At 70.0% G+C, this 19661-nt stretch carries 17 protein-coding genes and 2 pseudogenes; 5 read left to right on the top strand and 14 right to left on the bottom strand.

What is annotated here, in order from left to right; translation table 11 throughout:
- Positions 1-147 precede the first annotated feature (147 nt).
- The 6 genes from rlmM to FZ025_RS04905 all read right to left on the bottom strand — a co-directional run bounded on the left by rlmM (position 148) and on the right by FZ025_RS04905 (position 6038).
- A complete protein-coding gene (gene rlmM, locus FZ025_RS04930; RefSeq protein WP_104557853.1) occupies positions 148-1188 on the bottom strand; it encodes a 23S rRNA (cytidine(2498)-2'-O)-methyltransferase RlmM in 1041 nt (346 codons plus the stop codon).
- Positions 1189-1222: 34 nt separating this feature from the next.
- Positions 1223-1783: a nucleoside deaminase gene (locus tag FZ025_RS04925; RefSeq protein ID WP_046979904.1), complete on the bottom strand. Its 561-nt coding sequence runs from the start codon at positions 1781-1783 to the stop codon at positions 1223-1225.
- Positions 1783-2154, bottom strand: a complete 372-nt coding sequence (locus FZ025_RS04920; RefSeq protein WP_046979903.1) for a hypothetical protein — start codon at positions 2152-2154, stop codon at positions 1783-1785. Before FZ025_RS04920 ends, FZ025_RS04925 begins: the two co-directional genes overlap by 1 nt.
- Positions 2155-2421: 267 nt before the next feature.
- Positions 2422-3378, bottom strand: a complete 957-nt coding sequence (locus FZ025_RS04915; protein WP_046979902.1) for a DMT family transporter — start codon at positions 3376-3378, stop codon at positions 2422-2424.
- Positions 3379-3449: 71 nt separating this feature from the next.
- Entirely contained in the window at positions 3450-4190 is a 741-nt protein-coding gene (locus FZ025_RS04910; protein ID WP_046979901.1) for a helix-turn-helix transcriptional regulator, read from the bottom strand.
- Positions 4191-4283: 93 nt separating this feature from the next.
- Positions 4284-6038 (bottom strand): glutamine--tRNA ligase/YqeY domain fusion protein, encoded by a 1755-nt coding sequence (locus FZ025_RS04905; RefSeq protein ID WP_046979900.1) that lies wholly within the window; start codon positions 6036-6038, stop codon positions 4284-4286.
- Positions 6039-6138: 100 nt separating this feature from the next.
- On the opposite strand from FZ025_RS04905, the pseudogene FZ025_RS04900 reads away from it, so the two are divergent.
- The 3 genes and pseudogenes from FZ025_RS04900 to msrA form a co-directional block, all read left to right on the top strand.
- Positions 6139-6441 (top strand): annotated as a pseudogene (locus FZ025_RS04900) (glutathione S-transferase); the annotation flags it as partial.
- Positions 6442-6459: 18 nt separating this feature from the next.
- On the top strand, positions 6460-6687 hold the full coding sequence (locus FZ025_RS04895) for a putative signal transducing protein (protein ID WP_017915895.1): 228 nt from the start codon (positions 6460-6462) through the stop codon (positions 6685-6687).
- A 188-nt stretch (positions 6688-6875) separates the two neighbouring features.
- Positions 6876-7526, top strand: a complete 651-nt coding sequence (gene msrA / locus FZ025_RS04890) for a peptide-methionine (S)-S-oxide reductase MsrA (protein ID WP_104557717.1) — start codon at positions 6876-6878, stop codon at positions 7524-7526.
- A 37-nt stretch (positions 7527-7563) separates the two neighbouring features.
- On the opposite strand, the pseudogene FZ025_RS04885 reads toward msrA, so the two are convergent.
- The 8 genes and pseudogenes from FZ025_RS04885 to ahpC all read right to left on the bottom strand — a co-directional run.
- Positions 7564-7792, bottom strand: a pseudogene (locus FZ025_RS04885) (type 1 glutamine amidotransferase family protein); the annotation flags it as partial.
- 73 nt (positions 7793-7865) lie between these two features.
- On the bottom strand, positions 7866-9050 hold the full coding sequence (locus tag FZ025_RS04880) for a pyridoxal phosphate-dependent aminotransferase (RefSeq protein ID WP_104557706.1): 1185 nt from the start codon (positions 9048-9050) through the stop codon (positions 7866-7868).
- Entirely contained in the window at positions 9050-11722 is a 2673-nt protein-coding gene (locus FZ025_RS04875; protein WP_046980253.1) for a TonB-dependent receptor plug domain-containing protein, read from the bottom strand. Before FZ025_RS04875 ends, FZ025_RS04880 begins: the two co-directional genes overlap by 1 nt.
- Positions 11723-12740: 1018 nt before the next feature.
- Positions 12741-13709, bottom strand: coding sequence for a transaldolase (locus FZ025_RS04865; protein WP_046980254.1), 969 nt, complete (start codon positions 13707-13709; stop codon positions 12741-12743).
- Positions 13710-13754: 45 nt separating this feature from the next.
- Entirely contained in the window at positions 13755-14015 is a 261-nt protein-coding gene (locus FZ025_RS04860) for a GreA/GreB family elongation factor (protein WP_046980255.1), read from the bottom strand.
- Positions 14016-14146: 131 nt separating this feature from the next.
- Positions 14147-15103 carry a LysR substrate-binding domain-containing protein gene (locus FZ025_RS04855; RefSeq protein WP_046980256.1) on the bottom strand — a complete coding sequence of 319 codons (957 nt, stop codon included), beginning with the start codon at positions 15101-15103 and terminating at the stop codon, positions 14147-14149.
- Between the two features lie 81 nt (positions 15104-15184).
- On the bottom strand, positions 15185-16774 hold the full coding sequence (ahpF, locus tag FZ025_RS04850; protein WP_046980257.1) for an alkyl hydroperoxide reductase subunit F: 1590 nt from the start codon (positions 16772-16774) through the stop codon (positions 15185-15187).
- A gap of 199 nt (positions 16775-16973) precedes the next feature.
- Positions 16974-17537, bottom strand: a complete 564-nt coding sequence (ahpC, locus tag FZ025_RS04845; protein WP_046980258.1) for an alkyl hydroperoxide reductase subunit C — start codon at positions 17535-17537, stop codon at positions 16974-16976.
- A 216-nt stretch (positions 17538-17753) separates the two neighbouring features.
- Between ahpC and prmC the strand changes: the two genes are divergently transcribed.
- The gene (prmC, locus tag FZ025_RS04840; RefSeq protein WP_046980259.1) at positions 17754-18587 is read left to right on the top strand and encodes a peptide chain release factor N(5)-glutamine methyltransferase; all 834 of its coding nucleotides are present in this window, start codon (positions 17754-17756) and stop codon (positions 18585-18587) included.
- A gap of 109 nt (positions 18588-18696) precedes the next feature.
- Entirely contained in the window at positions 18697-19638 is a 942-nt protein-coding gene (gene pip, locus FZ025_RS04835) for a prolyl aminopeptidase (RefSeq protein WP_046980260.1), read from the top strand.
- Positions 19639-19661: the final 23 nt, after the last annotated feature.

The following is a 19661-nucleotide window of genomic DNA, read 5'->3' as shown; positions in this document are numbered from 1 at the left end:
TCGCGACAGGCATTACCGGTAAAGCCCGTCGCGACTGAAGTCGCTCCCACAACACTGCGCCAGCTGGAAGCATCCGAACTGGAATACTCCTAGAAGCCCCGGTGTGCGCTTCGCATCGAAGCTGTATCGCGCGACTTGCGCAGTGCCTCAGGCCGACATCGCCAGCACGGTGATCTCTTCGCGGTCGTGGTACAGCTGCTTGGCGCGGATCTGCAACGGCCGCTCGGCGCGTTCGGCGAACAGGTCCAGGCATAGCTGGGTCTCGTCCCAGCGCTTCTTCATCGGCAGCTTGAGGTTGAAGATCGCATGCCGGCACCAGCCTTCGCGGAACCAGGTGCCCATGCGCTCGGCGACGCGGCGCGGTTGCTCGACCATGTCGCAGACCATCCAGTCCAGCGCCTGCGGCGGCTTCCAGTGGAAACCGTCGGCGCGCAGGTGATCGACCAGGCCGCTGTCGAGCACGTGCTGGCGCAGCGGGCCGTTGTCGACGCTGGTCACGTACAGGTGCTGGCGGGTCAGCACCCAGGTCCAGCCGCCGGGCGCGGCGCCGAGGTCGGCCGCGCGCATGCCGGGCTTGAGCAGCGCCTCGCGTTCCTCCGGCGCCAGCAGTGCCAGCAGCGCTTCTTCCAGTTTCAGTGCCGAGCGCGAGGGTGCCTCCGACAGCAGCTTCAGGCGCGGGATGCCCAGCGGCCACGGCGCGCTGTCGTCGCTGTCGGCGACGGCCAGCAAGGCGTGGGTGCCGGTGAGGAAGCACACGTGCAGGCGCGGCAGCTTCGGCTGCGGTTTGTCGCTGAGCAGGCCGGCCTTGCGCAGCGCCGGACGCAGCGCGTTGCCGAAACTGCGCGCCAGCCCGGACAGCTGCTTGCCTTCGTCCGAATCCGGGTGCTCCACCCACAGATCGCCGAAGCGGCCTTGTCCGGCCAGCGCCTGCAGCATCGGTGCGATCCGATCGCTGGGATCCAGCTCGCGCAGTTCGGCCAACAGGCGCAGTTTCTGCCGCGCGAAGATCAGCCCGCGCCACGGCAGCGCGCGCGGCGGCAAGGCGGTTTCGCAGAGCAGCAGCGCGTAGCCGCTGTTGCGTTCGGTGCGCGCGTAGGCCGGCAGGTCGGCGCGCGCGGCGCGGTCGTTCAGTTCGGCCGCCAGCTCGGGTTCGAAGCCTTGCCGGCAATAGCACAGCAGGCCGTTCAGGGAGGACATGCGGTAAGCGCCTTCGCCGGTGGCGTCAGTAGCGGGGGCTGTCGAGTTCGCCGTAGCGGCGCAGCACCGCGCAGGCGGCATCGCGGTGCAGGCCGCGCACCACCTCGATGCCGCGGCGTTCGAGTTCGCCGATCCAGTCCGCCGGCAACGGGCCTTCGTCGAACGCGGTCAGCGCCATCACGTCCGCGGCGCTGGCGCCGATCAGCAGGCGGTCGATGCCGGCCCAGATGGTGGCGCCGTAGCACTGGCAGCACGGCTGCGCCGAGGTCGCCAGGGTCACCGGCGCCAGCACCGCGTTCAGCCGCGGCGTCTGCAGGCGCTGCTGCGCGAGCATGTAGGCCATGTTCTCGGCGTGCGCCAGCGAGGTGGTCTGCGGCACCACCCGGTTCACCCCGACCGAGATGATGCGGTGGTCCGGGCCGAACACCGCCGCGCCGAACGGGCCGCCGCTGCCGGCGTCCACGTTCAGCCGCGACAGTTCCACCGCCAGCGCCACCTTGTCGGCATCGCCGGGATAGACCGCCTGCGGATCGACCGCGTCGTGGATCCAGGCGGGCAGGGTGAGATGGACTTGCGCGTAGAGCATCAGCGGACGGGTTCGGCAGGCTGCGGGCCGCGCAGTGTATCGACTGGCGCGCCCTTGGCGCTGCACCGTCCGCTCACGCATTGGCAGCCGCCGATCGCGCGCGCGCCGCACACGCTCATGCGGCCGCTGGCCTGGCATTGCGCCATCACGCCTTGCGGATCGGTGGGGCTGCCGCGGTTGACGCAGGCCGGCATCGCGCCGCAGCAGTTGCCGACGTTCTTGACCGTGCAATCGGCATCGCTGCGGCAATGGGTATCCACCTTCACCGGCAAGCCGGACGTGGCGCCTTCGCTACGTGCGCATGGACCGAAGAAGAGAATGCCGGCGAACAGGCACAGGCAACATAACAACAGCGCGGAACGACTGAACATGGCCACTCACCGTGCAAGACAGTGTGGCCATGGTAGCAGCGCGCATGGCCGCCGGTCCGGTCAGCGGTGGCTGACGGCGATCGTATTCGCGCTTTCTCGCTCGACCTGGATCACGGTGCCGTCGATCGCCCGATGCAGCGCCTGGCGGATGCCGATCCGGCCCCGCACGACATTGACCTGCAGCGGCGCCAGCGCCGCATCGTCGTAGAGGCTGCCGCAGCCGGTGGCATGCGCCAGTTGCTGCGCAGTTTCGTCAGGCGGCGCGGCCTAACCCAATGTTGCATCGGCCTTGCGCACCTGCGGTGGAGCGTGCAGCCAGGCGCACCACAGCACGCCGCCGAGCAGGCAGGCGATCGCCAAGGCTTGCGGCGGCGTGGGCCAGCGCGCCTCCCACAGGAAGCCGTACAGCAGCGCGAACACGGTCTCGAACACGATCATCTGCCCGACCAGGGTCAGCGGCAGCAGCCGGCTGGCGCGGTTCCAGCAGGCGTTGCCGATCACCGAGGCGAACACCGCCAGCACCGTCGCCATGCCCCAGAACCGCGCCCAGTCCGCGGCTGCGTGCGCGCTGCGCTCGAAGGCGAACGCCGGCACCGCCAGGGTCAGCGCCAGCGCGCCGGTGACCACGCCGGTGAGCAGCGACCAGTCGCGTCCGGAGATGTCGGGCCGGTGCGTGAGCCAGCGCGCATTCTTGATCGAATACGCCGCCCAGCACGCCAGTGCGCCCAGCGCGCAGGCTAGCCCCGTTGCACGCGTGCCGACGCTGGTCTGCGCATGCGGCGCGGCGCCCAGGGTCTGCGCCGCCACCAGCGCCACCCCGAGCACGCACAGCGCGCACGGTGCGGCCAGCCGGCGCAGCCGCATCGCCCCGGCCGCGCGCGAACCGAGCACGGTGACCACCGCCGGCAGCAGGCCGATGATCAACGCGGTGGCCGCGCCGCCGGCCCATTGCACCGCGCTGCCCAGCAACACGTAATAGACGATGTTGCCGAGCAGGCTCAGCCGCAGCAGCGCCCACCATTCCGGCGCCCCGAGCGCGCCGGTGGCGGCGCGCCAGCGCGGCGCGAGCAGCAGCGCGGCGACCGTGCCGTAGGCCAGGTAGCGCGACACCGACAGCTGCAGCGGCGAGAACCCGGCGAGCAACTGCGGCGCCAGGAACACCAGGCCCCACAACGCGCCCGCGGCGATGCCGCTGCCCACTCCCGCCCACAAACGCTCGCGCATGCCGTGTCCCGTTTCTTCAGTTGCGTAGTGCGTCAGCATGGCCTGCGCGCGCTGCCGCGGCTTGTCCCAGGCTACTGTTCCGGCGGCACGGCCGGGGCGCGATGGTGCCGGCGATAGGCGGCGGGGGTGTGCCCGGTCGCGCGGCGCAGCGCGCGGGTCAGCGCGCTCTGGTCGGCATAGCCGCTGTCCAGCGCCAACTGCGCGATCGGCCGTTCGCCGTGCGCCAGTTGCCGGCGTACCCAGTCCAGCCGCCGCGCCGACAGCCAGTCCTGCGGCGTGCGTCCCAGCGCCTCGCGGAACAGGGCATGCAGGCGGCTCACGCTCAGGTGCGCCGTCGCGGCCATGCGTTGCACCGGCCATGCCTGTCCGCGGGCGGATTCGATGCGCCGGCACAGCAGCTGCAGCCGCGCCCAGGAGCGGCGCTGCGCCTGCAGCTGTTGCAGCGCCAGCGCGGCGCAGGCATCGGCGCTGGCGTGCGCCGTCTGCGGCTGATCGAGCGCGGCCAGCCGGCGTTGCAGCTCCGGCGGCAGGTCGATGAACGGATGGCGCTGCAGCCGTTCCAGGGCGGCAGCGTCGAACGCGCTGCTGGCGCAGTCGACGACCAGGAAGCGGTTGGCGCCGGCCGCCGACTGCGCGTGCCGTGTGTGCGGTGCAACGACCGCGGCACGGAACGCGTCCAGGCGGCCGCCGCGTCCGCCCACCTCGATTTCCAGTTCGCCACGCAGCGGCAGCACGATCTGCACGTGCGCGTGCTGGTGGGCATCGCCGTCGCGGCCGTAGCTGCGCAGGCTCAGGGTGGGGGCGGGCGACATGGGCGCTACGCTAGCGCGGCTGCGGTACGCAGGGAAGCGCGGCGCCACCGGCCGCTACCGGGAAACGGTCGGCGCGGCGCGCGTGCGCTACCGTCAGGCCGTGCCCTGGCCGCCGCTCCAGGTGTCGCGCAGGGTCACGCTGCGGTTGAACACCGGCCTGCTTGCGCTGTGGTCATAGCGGTCGGCGACGAAGTAGCCGCTGCGCTCGAACTGGAACGCCTGCTCCGGCGCGGCCTGCGCGGCGGCCGGCTCGACGTAGCCGCGCACGCTGCGCTTGGAGGCCGGGTTGAGGTGGTCGCGGTAGGTCTTGCCGTCGGATTCGTCGTCGGGCTTCTGCACCGAGAACAGGCGGTCGTACAGGCGGATTTCCGCCTCCAGCGCATGCACGGCGCTGACCCAGTGGATGGTGCCCTTGATCTTGCGGTTGGCGCCTTCCATGCCCGGGCGCGATTCCGGATCCAGCCAGCCGCGCAGCGCGACGATCTCGCCGGCGGCGTTCTTGACCACCTCGTCGACGCGGGCGATGCCCGCGCCGCGCAGGCGCACTTCGCCGCCCGGCACCAGCCGCTTCCAGCCCTTGGGCGGGACCTCGGCGAAATCCTCGCGCTCGATCCACAGCTCGCGCGAGAACGGCACTTCGCGCTGACCAAAGCTCTCGTCCTTGGGATGGTTGGAGAAGCGCAGCGTCTCGCTGTGGCCTTCCGGAAGATTGGTCAGCACCAGCTTGAGCGGCTCGATCACCGCCATGCGCCGTGGCGCGGCGGCGTCCAGATCCTCGCGCAGGCAGCCTTCCAGCACCGAGAAGTCGATCACCGAGTTCTGCTTGCTGATGCCGACCCGGTCCACCAGCAGGCGCAGCGCCGCCGGCGTGTAGCCGCGCCGGCGCAGGCCCTGCAGCGTGTACATGCGCGGGTCGTCCCAGCCATCGACCAGCTGTTCGGCCACCAGCTGGGTCAGCTTGCGCTTGCTCATCACCGTGTAGTTGATGTTCAGGCGCGAGAACTCGATCTGCCGCGGCTTGGCCGCCTCGCGCGGCAGGCCCTGGTCCAGCAGCGGCTGCAGCAGCTCGGGATGGCCGGCCAGGTCGACCTTGTCCACGCACCAGTCGTACAGCGGGCGGTGGTCCTCGAACTCCAGCGTGCACAGCGAGTGGGTGATGCCTTCGATCGCATCGCCTAGCGCGTGCGCCAAGTCGTACATCGGGTAGATCGGCCAGGCATTGCCGGTGTTCTGGTGCTCGACCTGCTTGATCCGGTACAGCGCCGGGTCGCGCAGGTTGATGTTGCCGCTGGCCATGTCGATCCTGGCGCGCAGGGTGCGCGCGCCGTCCGGGAATTCGCCGGCGCGCATGCGCCGGAACAGGTCCAGGTTCTCTTCCACGCTGCGCTCGCGGTACGGCGAATTGCGGCCCGGCTCGGTCAGCGTGCCGCGGTATTCGCGCACCTGCTCGGCGCTCAGGTCGCAGACGAAGGCGTGGCCGTCGGCGATCAGTTTTTCCGCGGCCAGGTAGTACACCTCGAAGTAGTCCGAGGCGTGGCGCAGTTCGGCCCAGTCGAAGCCCAGCCAGCGCACGTCGTCCTGGATCGCGGCGACGAACTCGGGGTCTTCCTTGGCCGGATTGGTGTCGTCGAAGCGCAGGTTGCAGCGCCCGGCGAACTCGGCGGCGATGCCGAAATCCAGGCAGATCGCCTTGGCGTGGCCGATGTGCAGGTAGCCGTTGGGCTCGGGCGGGAAGCGGGTGCGCACGGCCGCGTGCTTGCCGCTGGCCAGGTCCTCGCGGACGATCTGGCGGATGAAGTCTTTCTTCTCGGCCGGGGCGGTGGCGTCGGTGGCGGGGGTCTCGGACATGCGCGCTTCAGCAGATTAAGTAAAGCGCAAGTTTAGCCGAGCTGGCCGCCGACCGCCCCGCCGCGTACGCTGCGGGTCGGTCCATGCGCGAGATTCCGTCATGCCGCTTCCCCGTCTGGTCATCGGCGACAAGAACCTGTCTTCGTGGTCGCTGCGGCCGTGGCGGCTGCTGCGGCACTTCGAGGTGCTGTTCGAGGAAGGGCCGCTGCCGCTGGACACGCCCGAGTTCGCCGCGCGCATCGGCGCCTATTCGCCGACCGGGCGGGTGCCGGCGCTGTGGCACGGCGCGCTGCAACGCCGGGATTCGCTGGCGATCTGCGACTACGCCAACGCGCGCTGGCTGGGCGGCCGCGGCTGGCCGGCCGCGCGGGGTGCGCGCGCGCAGGCGCGCGCGGTCGCGGCGCGCGGCTGAGGGCGGGCCATGCAGATCGCCTACCGCGCCCAGCACCTGATCGACGCGCACCTGGCCAAGCACGCGCTGGAGGATGCCGGCATCACCGCGTTCGTGTTCGGCGAGGCGCTGCTCGGCGGTGCCGGCGAACTGCCGTTCGGGGTGGTGCAGGTGTGCGTGGCCGACGAACTGCTGGAGAAGGCGCAGGAGGTGCTGATGGCGCTGGGCCTGGGCGGGCAGGTGACGCGGGCGATGTAGCCGGGGGCCGGGATTCGGGACTCGAAGAGCGTCGGGTCGCTGTGTGGAAGCACCACCGGCTCGAGCCTCTCACGATCTTTGCACTCGCGGCGCCCACGAGTCCCCAGTCCCGGCCCCACCACACCTTGAAACCCACCCCCACCAGCGCCATCCAGGAGGCATCCCTTTCGATGCCAGGAGTCCGCGCCATGTTGGGAATCGGTGCCTTCAAGCAGCGCCTGCCGCGCCCGGGCGAAAGCCTGCCCGGCCGCAGCGAGCCGCTGCCGCTGCACAATCGCCATTACCTCAACGGCCACCCGCTGCGCGACGCGTTCGCCGGCCTGCAGCAGGTGCAGTTCGGCCTGGGCTGCTTCTGGGGCGCCGAGCGCACGTTCTGGTCGCTGCCGGGCGTGTTCAGCACCGCGGTCGGCTATGCCGGCGGGCAGACCCCCAACGCCAGCTACCGGGAAGTGTGCTCGGGCCAGACCGGCCACACCGAGGCGGTGCTGGTGGTGTTCGACCCGCAGGCGGTCACGTTCGAGCGCCTGCTGCAGACCTTCTGGGAAAGCCACGACCCGACCCAGGGCATGCGCCAGGGCAACGACAGCGGCACCCAGTACCGCTCGGCGATCTACTGCAGCACGCAGGTGCAGTACGACGCGGCCATCGCCAGCCGCGACGCCTACCAGCAGCGCCTGCGCGCGGCCGGCTATGGCGAGATCACCACCGAGATCCGCTTCCCGGCGCCGCCGTTCTATTACGCCGAGGACGAGCACCAGCAATACCTGGCCAAGAACCCGGGCGGCTACTGCGGATTGGGCGGCACCGGGGTCAGCTGCGCGCTGGGGCTGGAGGCCTGAGCCGGCGCCGCCGCGCCCACGCGCTGCGCGCGCGGCCTCACACGAACTCGGCAGCGAACATCCGCCGCATCTGCGCGATCCGTTCTTCGCGCTGCGGATGCAGCTGGCGCAGGCATTCCACCGCGTAGCTGACCGGGCTGGTGCCGGGCGCGGCGATCGGCCCGTCCGCGCGCACCACCTTCTGCTCGCGATGATGCGTGGTGCTCGCGATGATGCGCGCTGCCGGCATAGGCGCCCAGGTGCTCGCGCAGGAACGCCTCGGAATTGCCAACCCGGACATGGCCCGGATGGTGTGTCCGCAATCGATCACGGCGTGGGCGGCGGCGCGGTGGATGGCGGTCAGGCGCTTACGCCGCCCAGTTCCGCCAACACGGCGCGCAGCGCCTGTTGCGCGCGCTGGTTTTCCTGCGGCGTCCCGATGCTGATCCGCAGCCAGGTGTCGTATGGGGCGAAGGCACGGGCGATGCGCACTCCGTTCCGCAACAGCGCGGCGGCCACCCGCGCATGCGGATGGCCGCTGTCGAAGAACACGAAATTGCCGGTGGCCTCGGTCGAACGCAGTTTCAGTTGGCGCAGCGCCAGTTGCCAGCGTTGCCTTTCCACCCCGACGCTGGCACGCACCCGCGCGATGTGCGCCGGATCGGCCAGCGCCGCGCTGGCCGCGGCCAGCGACAGCTGGTTCTGTGCATGCGCGGCGCCGACATCGCGCTGGCGCAGCGCATCGGCGAGCGCTGGCGGGGCCAGCGCGTAGCCGACCTGCAGGCCGGCCAGCGCATGGATCTTGCCCAGGGTGCGGAACACCGCCACGTTCTGGCCCTGGCGCAGCAGCCGCACCGCGCTCAGCGACGCGGCATCGTCGCGGTAGTCCAGATAAGCTTCATCGACGATCGCCAGCGTGCGCGCCTGCGCCGCGCTGACGAAGCGGTCGAACTCGCCGCCGCGGCTGAGCGTGCCGGACGGGTTGTGCGGGTTGACCACGAACAGGGCGCGGGTGTCGCCGCCGATGGCCGCCAGCAGCGCGGGCAGGTCGTTCTCCAGCGCGGCATTGAGCGGCACCTCGACGGCGCGCCCGCCGAACGGTCTGGCCGCATCGACCAGTGCGCCATAGCCAGGCACCGAATACACGAAACTGCCCGCTCCCTGGCTCAGCGCCAGATGCTGCCCAAGCGCCTGGAGCACTTCGCCCACGATCACCTGCTCCGGCGCCACGCCTTCCAGTGTGGCGATCTGCCGCTGCAGTGCCTGCAACTGGTCGGCGCTCACGTAACGCGGCGCTGAGCCCATTGCGCGGGTGATCGCCGGGGCGACCCGTGGCGAGGGGCCGTAGCTGCTTTCGTTGAGGTCCAGGCGCAGCGGCGATGCCGCTGCGCCGATCGGGTTGGCCGCCGTCGCCGTGCCTGCGCGGGCGGCGGGCAGCGCAGGCAGCAGTGCCGCCCCGGCGGCGCCGGCGATGCCGGCACGCAACCAGCGGCGGCGATCGGGGTCGCCCGGCGTGGCGGTGGGACTGTCGGTTGCGATCTTCATCAGAAACGGGTCTCCAGGCGCACGTAGTAGTAGGTTCCGCTCCAGCCGAACGGCGACAGCTCGCTGTATGGGAACACCCCGAAGGTATCGGCTCCGGAGACCTGTGGCGTGCTGGCGATATTGCGGGTGGGATAGGTGTTGAACAAGTTGTTGGCGCCGAGCACCACGGTCAATGCATCGCTGGCGCGGAACGCGATGTCCAGGTCGGTGACCCAGCGCGCCTCCAGCTTCTGGATCACGTCGAAGTTGCCGGCGCTGCCGGCCTCGGTCGGCAGGGTGCGGAAACGTGTCGAGCCCTGCGCGAACGCGGCGACGTTGGCCGCGCTCTGGTTGGTGGCGGCCACGCCTTCGATCTCGCCGTAGCGGTGGGTGCCGAGGTTGCAGCTCCAACGGCCGACATCCCAGCGCAGCGCCGCGATCAGGTTGTCGCGCGGTTGGCCCTTTTCGACGCGGGTGCGTTCGGTGATGTCGAACTGCGGGGTGCGCACGCCCAGCAGGATGAGTTGCGCTGGCGTCGCTGCGACGCGGGTCAATTCGGTCTTGTTGCGGTTGTAGCCGAGCGTGGCGGTCAGGTGGTCGGCATCGCCCAGTTCCCAGCGGTAGCGCGCCGAGGCGTCCACGCCGGTGGTGCGGGTGTCGGCGGCGTTGCTGAAGTAGCGCACGCTGGTGACGCCAGGCGAGCCGAGCGCGGCCAGGTAGTCGCGGATCGTACTGGAGCCGGCCGCATCGACGTAGTTGCTGGACAGGAAGATGCGCTCGTCGATGTCGATCCGGTACGCGTCCAGCGAGGCGCTCAGGCCGCCGATGCCCCAGGTCAGCCCCGCGGTGAGGTTGCTGGCCTTTTCCGGTCGCAGCGGGCGTGCGCCCAGTGCCCGCGCCTGCACGGAATCGACCGGCGCAGTGCGCACCAGCACGTACTCGGGTAACTGGGTCTGCGCGTTGTTGAGGGTGCGGCTGCTGGTCGAACTGAAGTGCTGCTGGGCCAGCGCCGGTGCGTGGAAGCCGGTGCTGGCCGCCGCGCGCAGCGCCAGCCCGCCGTTCAGCTGGTAGCGCAGCGCCAGCTTGCCGTTGGTGGTGCTGCCGAAGTCGCTGTAGTCCTCCCAGCGCCCGGCGAGCGACAGCAACAGGCGTTCGCTCAGGTCGGTCTCGGTTTCGACATAAGCGGCGACGTTGTGACGATGATGGTTGCCCGCATCGCCGGGCTGGATGCCGGCGAAGCCCTGCGAGCCGATCGTCGGCACCGTGCCGGCCGCCGGGCCATCGAGCACGCGGTACGGTCCCCACGCATACGAGGCCGGTTCGCCGGCGGAGATGGAGTAGGTATCGCGGCGAAATTCCGCGCCCAGCGCCAGTTGCAGCGGCGCATGCCAGCCGAGTTCCAGGCTGTGGCGTGCGTCCAGGTTGGTGGTCCACTGCGAGGCGGCCTGCGCGCCGTTGTAGAACGCGGTCGGGCTGTCCGCGCCAAGGGTGGCGTTGAGCGTGTTGTGGGTGCGGTAGACCAACTTGTTGCGGCCATAGACGCTGCTCAGGTCCCACTGCCAGTCGCCGGCACGACCCTTCAGCCCTGCGCCGAGCGAGGCGTTGGTGCTGCGCGTGTCCACCCATGGCAGGAAACCATCCGGGTAGATCGCACGCACATTCTCGGCCTGGCCGGCGCGGCGCAGCGAGGCGTTGGAGCTGCCTTCGCTGACCCCGTAGCCGCCAAACGCATAGGTCTCCAGTGCGTCGCCCCACGGCAGCGGCTTGCGCAGGTTGCCGAACACGGTCTTGTCCACGGTGTCGGCCGAGTCGGCGAAACGCCACAGCGCGCCGCGGTCGATCGTGGCTTCACGTGGATCGGCCACGGCCCCCGCCGCCGCACCGCCGATCGGGGCCAGGCCGATGCCCGAACCGTAGCTGCTGGATGGCGCCACCGGCGCGCCGTTGCGGCCGATCCCGAAGTACTGCTGGCGGGTATCGGGCAAGCCGCGGTCGGCGGCCTTGCGCTTGCGATAGTCCAGGGTCAGGTGCAGGCCACCCGCATCGGCCAGGGCCACTCCGGTATCCAGTGCAGCGGTGCTGGTGTCGCCGCCGCCATCGCGGGTGCTGCCATGGCTGACCCGACCCTCGAAGCCGGCGTCCTCGCGCAGCACGATGTTGATGACCCCGGCGATCGCGTCGGAGCCGTACTGCGCCGATGCGCCGTCGCGCAGCACCTCGATGCGTGCGATCGCGCTGACCGGTATCGCATTGAGGTCGGTGGAGACCGCGCCCTTGCCGACGGTGCCGCCGCTGTTGACCCAGGCGCTGGGGTGGCGACGCTTGCCATTGACCAGCACCAGGGTCTGGTCCGGCGACAGCCCGCGCAGCGTGGCCGAGCGGATATGGGTGTTGCCGTCCGGCGTGGTCGGGTGCGGGAAGTTGAACGATGGCAGCAGCGATTGCAGGATCTGGCTGAGGTCGGTGTAGCCGCTGCGACGGAGGTCTTCGGCGCCGAACACGTCGATCGGCACCGGCGATTCGAGCACGGTACGGGCCTGGGTCCGACTGCCGATCACGCTGACCTGATCGAGCCGGGTGATCGCCGCATCGGCGGCGCTGGATTGGGCATGGACGGAGGCGGCGACGGGCAGGCTGGCGAAGACGGCAACGCACAGGGACCGACGCCGCGTTGCGATGGCGCGATGACTCATGGCAGGTCCTGCGAAGGTGGGGCGCTCGCGCCCGGAAAGTTGATGGCAGGTGGCGGTCCGGCGTCGGCGACGAGTCGCCGCGACAGGCTGGGCGCAGACATGGCGTCGATCCCCTGGCGATACTGCGCCCCCATCTTGCGAATCCGTTGCGGGGCGTCAATGCGCCGCCTGGGCGCAGGTGCGGCGTGCTGCCGCATCTGGCGCCGGGTGTCACGATAAGTCCATGATTTCGTTCGCGTCGTCTGCACGCGGCCAGCGCGTGCCAGAACCACGCGGCATCACTACATAGCGATCGGTGTGGTGGCCACGAGCGCGGCGACCTGCGTATCGCGCTGGAACCGGCCTGCTGCACCAGACCGCGTGCGCGCCGGTTGCACAGGGAGGTGTTGTCGCGCACCGGCAGCGCACCGGTGTTCACGCAGTCTTGCCCTTGCGCGGTGGACATCACCGCCGCAAAGCGCGATTGCAACGCTACGCTGAACGCGCGCTGGATTTCTGCCGCGCTGGCAAAGCCGGCCTGGTTGCGATACGGCAGCGCGCCGGAAGCATCGTGCAGGAACTCGACCTCCGACCTCCGCGCTGTTGTGCAATGCGTGGTTGACGGGGGAGGCATCGCAGTTGTGGGTCATGTAGCCGACCACCGTGAGCGTGCCGATCCAGCGCGCCTGCAGCCACTGCGCCGGGTCGGTCTCCGGAGACGCGCTGGGCAGGGGCTTGCGCAGGGAGTGGTCGCGCGGGCGCGATGCGCAAGAGCGCCCGCCCCGCGCCATGGTCAACGCCGTGCGCGAGGCCGATGCGCGCGGGGCGACGGTTGCGCAACGCATGCTGGAAACCACGCGCCAGCTGGTGGACGCCGTCGCGCAACTGGCCGGCTTCGGCAGTGCGGTGTCGCTGCGCCAGCATTTCAGCCGGGCGTATCGCACCGTGCCCAGCGCCTTCCGGGCGTTGTTTGCGCAGGTTCGAACAAGAAGAGCGGCGTCGCCGCCGCTCACGGTTCGTGCCCGTGCGGCGGCAATGGCTACACCGCCAGCGTCTGCCGGATCGTGGCGCGCAGCGCCTGCAGGTCCTTGGCGAAGGTGTCGATGCCGCTGGCCAGCTTCTCGGTCGCCATCGGATCGGCGGCCAGGTCGGCGGCGAACTGCTTGGCATCGATCGGTGCGATCTGCGCGCCGTCGGCCTGGCCGGGCGAGAGCTTGCGCGGCAGCTCGCCACGGTCGGCATCGAGTTTTTCCAGCAGCTCCGGCGAGATGGTCAGGCGGTCGCAGCCGGCCAGCGCCTCGATCTGCGCGGTGGAGCGGAACGAGGCGCCCATCACCACCGTCTGCGAACCGCGGCGCTTGAACTCGGCATACACGTCGCGCACGAACTGCACGCCCGGGTCTGCGTCGATGCTGGCCGGGGTCTGCCCGTTGGCCACGTACCAGTCCAGGATGCGGCCGACGAACGGCGAGATCAGGAACACGGCGGCCTCGGCGCAGGCCAGCGCCTGGGTGCGGTTGAAGATCAGCGTCAGATTGCAGTCGATGCCGTCGCGCTGCAGCTGGCGCGCGGCTTCGACGCCTTCCCAGGTCGCGGCGACCTTGATCAGGATCTTGTCCTTGGGCACGCCGCGCTCGGCGTACATGGCGATGAACTTGTGCGCCTTGGCGATGGTGGCGGCAGTGTCGTGGGCCAGGTCGGCGTCCACTTCGGTGGACACGCGCCCGGGCACCAGCGCGCTGAGCTTGCTGCCCACACCGATGGTCAGGCGGTCGGCGATCTCCTCGACCAGGGTGGCGTGGTCGCCATCCTGGCCGCGTGCCCAGGCCAGCGCCTCGTCGATCAGCTCGGCGTAGACCGGCAGGTCCAGGGCTTTCTTCACCAGGGTCGGATTGGTGGTGCAATCGACCGGCTTGAGCCGCTTGATCGCATCGTAGTCGCCGGTATCGGCCACGACCACGGACAACTCGCGCAGCTGAGCCAGTTTGGAAGGAGCGGAAGACGTCATCGATAGTTCTCGGAACGAATGAAGTGGAGGATAGACCTGCGCACGTTAACGCGTTGCGCGCGCGGCGGCGTCTGCGGCCTGCACCGCGAGCACGCGCAGGCGCAGCGCGCGGCTACCGGGGGCCTGCCAGTCGACCGACTGGCCCACGGCCAGGCCGAGCAGGGCGCGGCCGAGTTCTGCGCCCAGCGCGAGCGCGGCCGGGTGCTGCTGCAATGCGGGAGACTCGAGCAAGGCCTGGAGACGGGCCAGCTCGTGGCTGGACACAAGCAACGACGGCGGCAGGCCGCTGCGGTGTTGCGAAGACATGGGAACGCTCCGGTAGCGGCACAAGACGAGGGCGGCACCATGCCGCCCCCGGCCCATTGGGCAAGCAAGCCGGCGCCGATGCGATGCCGCGGCGGCGGGCGTGGCCGCCACTCGCCGCTCGCGGATCAGGATCAGGCAGCGGCCTTGCTGGTCGCCGGCGGCGCGGCGCGCGCCTGCGGCGGCAGCACGAACAGTTCCGCGGGCAGCGCCTTGAACAGCTGCGCCAGGTGTTCCAGGAACGCGCTCATCGCCGAGCTGCGCCGCCACAGCATCGCGATGCGCCGGCTCGGCCCGCAGGCCTGGTCGAAGTCGAGCAGGCGGATGTTGGACGGGTTCGCCACCGGCGGCTGCACCGCCAGCAGCGGCAGCAGGGTCACGCCGACGTTGGCGGCGACCATCTGCCGCAGCGTCTCCAGGCTGGTGGCCTGGAATTCGGCCTTTTCCAGCGCGCCGGACAGGTGGCACACGTCCAGCGCCTGTTCGCGCAGGCAATGCCCGTCCTCGAGCAGCAGCAGGCGCTGCTCGTGCAGTTCGCTCAGCTGCAGCGGCTCGCCGCGTTGCGCCAGCGGATGCTGCTCGGGCACCGCCAGCACGAACGGTTCCTCGAACAGGAATTCGGCGTGCAGCTGGTCGTCGTGCAGCGGCAGTGCGAGCAGCGCCGCATCCAGCCGGCCTTCGCGCAGGCGGCTCAGCAGCACGTCGCTCTTTTCCTCGATCAGCAGCAGTTCCAGCTGCGGGAAGCGCGCGCGAATGCCCGGAATCACGTGCGGCAGCAGGTACGGACCCAGCGTCGGGAAGATGCCCAGGCGCACCGTGCCCGCTTCCGGGTCCTGGCTGCGCCGCGCCGCTTCCTTCATCTGCTCGATCTCGGCGACGATGCCGCGCGCGCGGCTGGCTGCCTCGCGCCCGGCCGGGGTCAGCATGACCTTGCGCGGCGCGCGCTCGACCAGCGGCACGCCCAGTTCGTCCTCCAGCTTCTTGATCTGCGTGGACAGCGTTGGCTGGCTGACGAAACAGGCCGCGGCGGCACGCCCGAAATGCTTGTGATCGGCCAGCGCCACCAGGTATTTCAGATCACGCAGGTTCATCGGCAGGTTCCTTGGCGGTGCGGGCTGTGCTCGGAAACAGCATAGGCCCCGCGCCGGGTCGCGGCGGGGGTAGTCGCGCAATCAGGCCGCTTCGGCGACCGCGCTGTCGACCGGCGCGCTGCTGCGGATCAGGTGGTCGAACGCGCTCAGCGCCGCCTTGGAGCCTTCGCCCATGGCGATGACGATCTGCTTGTACGGCACCGTGGTCGCATCGCCGGCGGCGAACACGCCGGGCAGCGAGGTCTGGCCGCGGTCGTCGACGACGATCTCGCCGCGCGGCGACAGCGCCACCGTGCCCTGCAGCCACTCGGTGTTGGGCAGCAGGCCGATCTGCACGAAGATGCCTTCCAGCGCCACGCGGTGGCTGTCGCCGCCGACGCGGTCCTTGTAGACCAGGCCGGTGACCTTGTGTCCGTCGCCGCTGACCTCGGTGCTCTGCGCGTTGACGATGATGTCCACGTTGCCCAGGCTGCGCAGCTTGCGCTGCAGGACTTCGTCGGCGCGCAGCTTGGCGTCGAACTCGAGCAGGGTGACGTGGCTGACGATGCCGGCCAGGTCGATCGCCGCTTCCACGCCGGAATTGCCGCCGCCGATCACCGCCACGCGCTTGCCCTTGAACAGCGGGCCGTCACAATGTGGGCAATAGGCCACGCCCTTGTTGCGGTACTGGTCCTCGCCGGGCACGTTCATCTGCCGCCAGCGCGCGCCGGTGGACAGGATCACGCTACGGCTCTTCAGCGACGCGCCGTTGCCCAGCCTGATCTCGACCAGGCCGTCGGTGCCGGCCGGAATCAGCTGCTCGGCGCGCTGCAGGTTCATGATGTCCACGTCGTACTGGCGCACGTGCTGCTCCAGCGCCGCGGCCATCTTCGGGCCTTCGGTCTCCTGCACCGAAATGAAGTTCTCGATCGCCATGGTGTCCAGCACCTGGCCGCCGAAGCGCTCGGCGGCCACGCCGGTGCGGATGCCCTTGCGCGCGGCATAGATCGCCGCCGCCGCGCCGGCCGGGCCGCCGCCGATCACCAGCACGTCGAACGGCGCCTTGGCCGCGATGGCCGCGGCATCGCGCTTGCCCGCGCCGGTATCGAGCTTGGCCACGATCTGCTCCAGGCTCATGCGGCCCTGGTCGAACACTGCGCCGTTGAGGTACACGGTGGGCACCGACATGATCTGCCGCGCCTCCACCTCGTCCTGGAACAGCGCGCCGTCGATCGCCACGTGCTTGATGTTCGGGTTCAGCACCGCGGCCAGGTTCAGCGCCTGCACCACGTCCGGGCAGTTCTGGCAGGACAGCGAGAAATAGGTTTCGAACACGTACTCGCCGGGCAGGTTGCGCACCTGCTCGATGACCTCGGCGGTGGCCTTGGACGGGTGCCCGCCGACCTGCAGCAGCGCCAGCACCAGCGAGGTGAACTCGTGGCCCAGCGGCAGCCCGGCGAAGCGCAGGTGGATGGCGTGGCCGGGGCTGCCCAGCGCGAACGACGGGGTGCGCTCGGCGCTGTCGCGGTGCACGTCCAGGCTGATCTGGTCCGACAGCAGCACCAGGTCTTCGAGCAGATCGAGCATCTCGCGCGACTTGGCGCCGTCGTCCACCGACGCGGTGATGTGGATGGGCCGAACGACCCGCTCCAGGTAAGCCTTCAACTGGGTTTTCAGATCGGCATCCAACATGGCGGACTCCTGACGATGGGCAAAGCGAGGGGAAGGCGTTGCTGCCGCAGGGGCAGACCGCCGTAAGAATTGGGAGGAGGGGTGAACCGCAGCCGGCGCGCGCAGCCGGCGGCTGGCGTGAGGCGGGCGAAGCGACCGCGACGCGGGCTGCGGTTCACCCCCACCCCCGCCGAAGCGGCGGAGATGGGAGTGGGGCGGCTTAGATCTTGCCGACCAGGTCCAGCGACGGCTTCAGGGTCTTTTCGCCTTCCTTCCACTTGGCCGGGCACACTTCGCCCGGATGCGCGGCGACGAACTGCGCGGCCTTGAGCTTGCGCAGGGTCTCGGTGACGTCGCGGGCGATCGCGTTGTCGTGGATTTCCAGCGTCTTGATCACGCCTTCCGGGTTGATCACGAAGGTGCCGCGCAGGGCCAGGCCTTCCTCGTCGATGTGCACGCCGAACGCGCGGGTCAGCTGGTGGGTCGGGTCGCCGACCAGCGCGAACTGCGCCTTGCCGACGGCCGGCGAGGTCTCGTGCCACACCTTGTGCGAGAAATGGGTGTCGGTGGTGACGACGTAGACCTCGGCGCCGATCTTCTGGAACTCGGCGTAGTTGTCGGCGGCGTCTTCCACTTCGGTGGGGCAGTTGAAGGTGAAGGCGGCCGGCATGAAGATCAGCACCGACCACTTGCCCTTCAGGTCCGCGTCGCTGACCTCAATGAATTCGCCGCTCTTGTAAGCGTTGGCCTTGAACGGCTGGACCTGGGTGTTGATCAAAGACATGGGGGTTTCCTCAGTGGTTGCGAAGGGGACGGGGGATGCAACGAGGCTCATCATAGGAGGGCTCGATAGATATCTCAAATCGATTGATGGAATTGAGTAGATAGATTCTGTCTATCGCTATTCAAGCCTGGCTCTTTGCTGCACTGCGCTGCGCGCGCACCGTTTCTTGGTACTACCACGTTGGCTTTTCCGCCCCGCTGCGGCATCGTGACGCCGATGAATGCCCCCACCCCCGAGTCCCTGCTGCGCGCGGCCTGCGCGCAGATCGACCGCGCCGATGCCGAAGCCTTGCTGATCCACGCCCTGCAGCGCGATCGCGCCTGGCTGTTCGCGCACGCCCGCGATCCATTGCCGGCGCCGGCGACGCAGCGCTTCGGCGAGCTGCTGGCGCGGCGCGCGCAAGGCGAGCCGGTGGCCTATCTGTCCGGCCGCCGCGGTTTCTGGACCCTGGACCTGGCGGTCGGCCCGGCCACGCTGATCCCGCGCGCGGACACCGAGCGCCTGGTGGAACTGGCATTGGAGCGGCTGGACACGGCGCCGGGCCGCCGCGTCGCCGATCTCGGCACTGGCAGTGGCGCGATCGCGCTGGCGCTGGCCAGCGAGCGGCCGCAGGCGCAGGTGCTGGCCACCGACCTGAGCGAAGCGGCGCTGGCGGTGGCGCAGGCCAATGCGCGCACGCATCGCCTGCACAACGTCGGCTTCGCCCACGGCTCCTGGCTCGCGCCGCTGGGCGGACAGCGCTTCGACCTGATCGCCAGCAACCCGCCCTATATCGCTGCCAACGACCCGCATCTGGCGCAAGGCGACCTGCGCTACGAACCGGCCAGCGCGCTGGTCTCCGGCACCGACGGGCTGGACGCCATCCGGGCGATCGTCGCCGGCGCATCGGCGCATTTGCTGCCGGGCGGCTGGCTGCTGCTGGAGCACGGCTGGGAGCAGGGCGCGGCGGTGTGTGCGCTGCTGGCTGAAGCCGGTTTCGAAGCGGTGGCGACCCACCAGGATCTGGAAGCGCGCGAGCGGGTCACGCTGGGGCGCTGGGCGGCCGCTTGAAGCGATCGCAGGCGGATGCCGCGCGGGCGCTGGGCCGCGGAACAGCGCCAGCGAACCCGGCAGGGCCGCGCCTTCCCCGCTAAAATCGGGGTTTTCCGCAGGAGCCGCCATGCGCACGCTATATCCCGAGATCGATCCGTTCGACAGCGGCACGCTGCCGGTGGACGCGCGCCATACGCTGTATTACGAACAGTGCGGCAACCCGCAGGGCAAGCCGGTGGTGCTGCTGCACGGCGGGCCGGGCGGCGGCTGCAATGCCAAGATGCGCCGCTTCCACGATCCGGCCAGGTACCGCATCGTGCTGTTCGACCAGCGCGGCGCCGGCCGCTCCACGCCGCATGCGGACCTGGTCGACAACACCACCTGGGATCTGGTGGCCGACATCGAGAAACTGCGCGAAACGCTCGGCATCGCGCGCTGGCAGGTGTTCGGCGGCAGCTGGGGCTCGACCCTGGCGCTGGCCTACGCGCAGACCCATCCGCAGCGCGTCACCGCACTGGTGCTGCGCGGCATCTTCATGCTGCGCCGCTGGGAACTGGAGTGGTTCTACCAGGAAGGCGCCAGCCGGCTGTTCCCGGATGCCTGGGAACACTACATCGCCGCGATTCCGCCGGTGGAGCGCGCCGACCTGATCTCCGCGTTCCATCGCCGCCTCACCAGCGACGACCAGGCCACGCGCCTGGCCGCGGCGCGCGCGTGGAGCGTGTGGGAAGGCGCCACCAGCTTCCTGCACGTGGATGCGGATTTCGTCGACGGCCACGAGGACGCGCAGTTCGCGCTGGCGTTCGCGCGCATCGAGAACCACTATTTCGTCAACGGTGGCTTCTTCGAGGTGGAAGACCAGTTGCTGCGCGACGCGGGCAAGCTCGCCGATATCCCCGGCGCGATCGTGCAGGGCCGCTACGACGTGATCTGCCCGCTGCAGAGCGCCTGGGAGCTGCACAAGGCCTGGCCGAAGGCGACGCTGCAGATCACCCCGAGCGCCGGCCATTCCGCGTTCGAGGCGGAAAACATCGACGCCCTGGTGCGCGCGACCGACGCCTTCGCCTGACCTGGGCATGGCGTGCGCCGCCG

The organism is Xanthomonas hyacinthi (assembly GCF_009769165.1).
GTDB classification, from domain to species: domain Bacteria; phylum Pseudomonadota; class Gammaproteobacteria; order Xanthomonadales; family Xanthomonadaceae; genus Xanthomonas_A; species Xanthomonas_A hyacinthi.
The sequence above is the reverse complement of the archived record's forward strand: the minus strand, read 5'-3'. Positions and strand labels throughout refer to the sequence as shown.

Excerpts from the sequence above, each read along its gene's own strand:
- FZ025_RS04925 (WP_046979904.1), bottom strand. The coding sequence starts at position 1,783 with ATGCTCTACGCGCAAGTCCATCTCACCCTGCCCGCCTGGATCCACGAC.
- FZ025_RS04920 (WP_046979903.1), bottom strand. The coding sequence starts at position 2,154 with ATGTTCAGTCGTTCCGCGCTGTTGTTATGTTGCCTGTGCCTGTTCGCC.
- FZ025_RS04915 (WP_046979902.1), bottom strand. The coding sequence starts at position 3,378 with ATGCGCGAGCGTTTGTGGGCGGGAGTGGGCAGCGGCATCGCCGCGGGC.
- FZ025_RS04910 (WP_046979901.1), bottom strand. The coding sequence starts at position 4,190 with ATGTCGCCCGCCCCCACCCTGAGCCTGCGCAGCTACGGCCGCGACGGC.
- FZ025_RS04905 (WP_046979900.1), bottom strand. The coding sequence starts at position 6,038 with ATGTCCGAGACCCCCGCCACCGACGCCACCGCCCCGGCCGAGAAGAAA.
- FZ025_RS04895 (WP_017915895.1), top strand. The coding sequence starts at position 6,460 with ATGCAGATCGCCTACCGCGCCCAGCACCTGATCGACGCGCACCTGGCC.
- msrA (WP_104557717.1), top strand. The coding sequence starts at position 6,876 with ATGTTGGGAATCGGTGCCTTCAAGCAGCGCCTGCCGCGCCCGGGCGAA.
- FZ025_RS04880 (WP_104557706.1), bottom strand. The coding sequence starts at position 9,050 with ATGAAGATCGCAACCGACAGTCCCACCGCCACGCCGGGCGACCCCGAT.
- FZ025_RS04875 (WP_046980253.1), bottom strand. The coding sequence starts at position 11,722 with ATGAGTCATCGCGCCATCGCAACGCGGCGTCGGTCCCTGTGCGTTGCC.
- FZ025_RS04865 (WP_046980254.1), bottom strand. The coding sequence starts at position 13,709 with ATGACGTCTTCCGCTCCTTCCAAACTGGCTCAGCTGCGCGAGTTGTCC.
- FZ025_RS04860 (WP_046980255.1), bottom strand. The coding sequence starts at position 14,015 with ATGTCTTCGCAACACCGCAGCGGCCTGCCGCCGTCGTTGCTTGTGTCC.
- FZ025_RS04855 (WP_046980256.1), bottom strand. The coding sequence starts at position 15,103 with ATGAACCTGCGTGATCTGAAATACCTGGTGGCGCTGGCCGATCACAAG.
- ahpF (WP_046980257.1), bottom strand. The coding sequence starts at position 16,774 with ATGTTGGATGCCGATCTGAAAACCCAGTTGAAGGCTTACCTGGAGCGG.
- ahpC (WP_046980258.1), bottom strand. The coding sequence starts at position 17,537 with ATGTCTTTGATCAACACCCAGGTCCAGCCGTTCAAGGCCAACGCTTAC.
- prmC (WP_046980259.1), top strand. The coding sequence starts at position 17,754 with ATGAATGCCCCCACCCCCGAGTCCCTGCTGCGCGCGGCCTGCGCGCAG.
- pip (WP_046980260.1), top strand. The coding sequence starts at position 18,697 with ATGCGCACGCTATATCCCGAGATCGATCCGTTCGACAGCGGCACGCTG.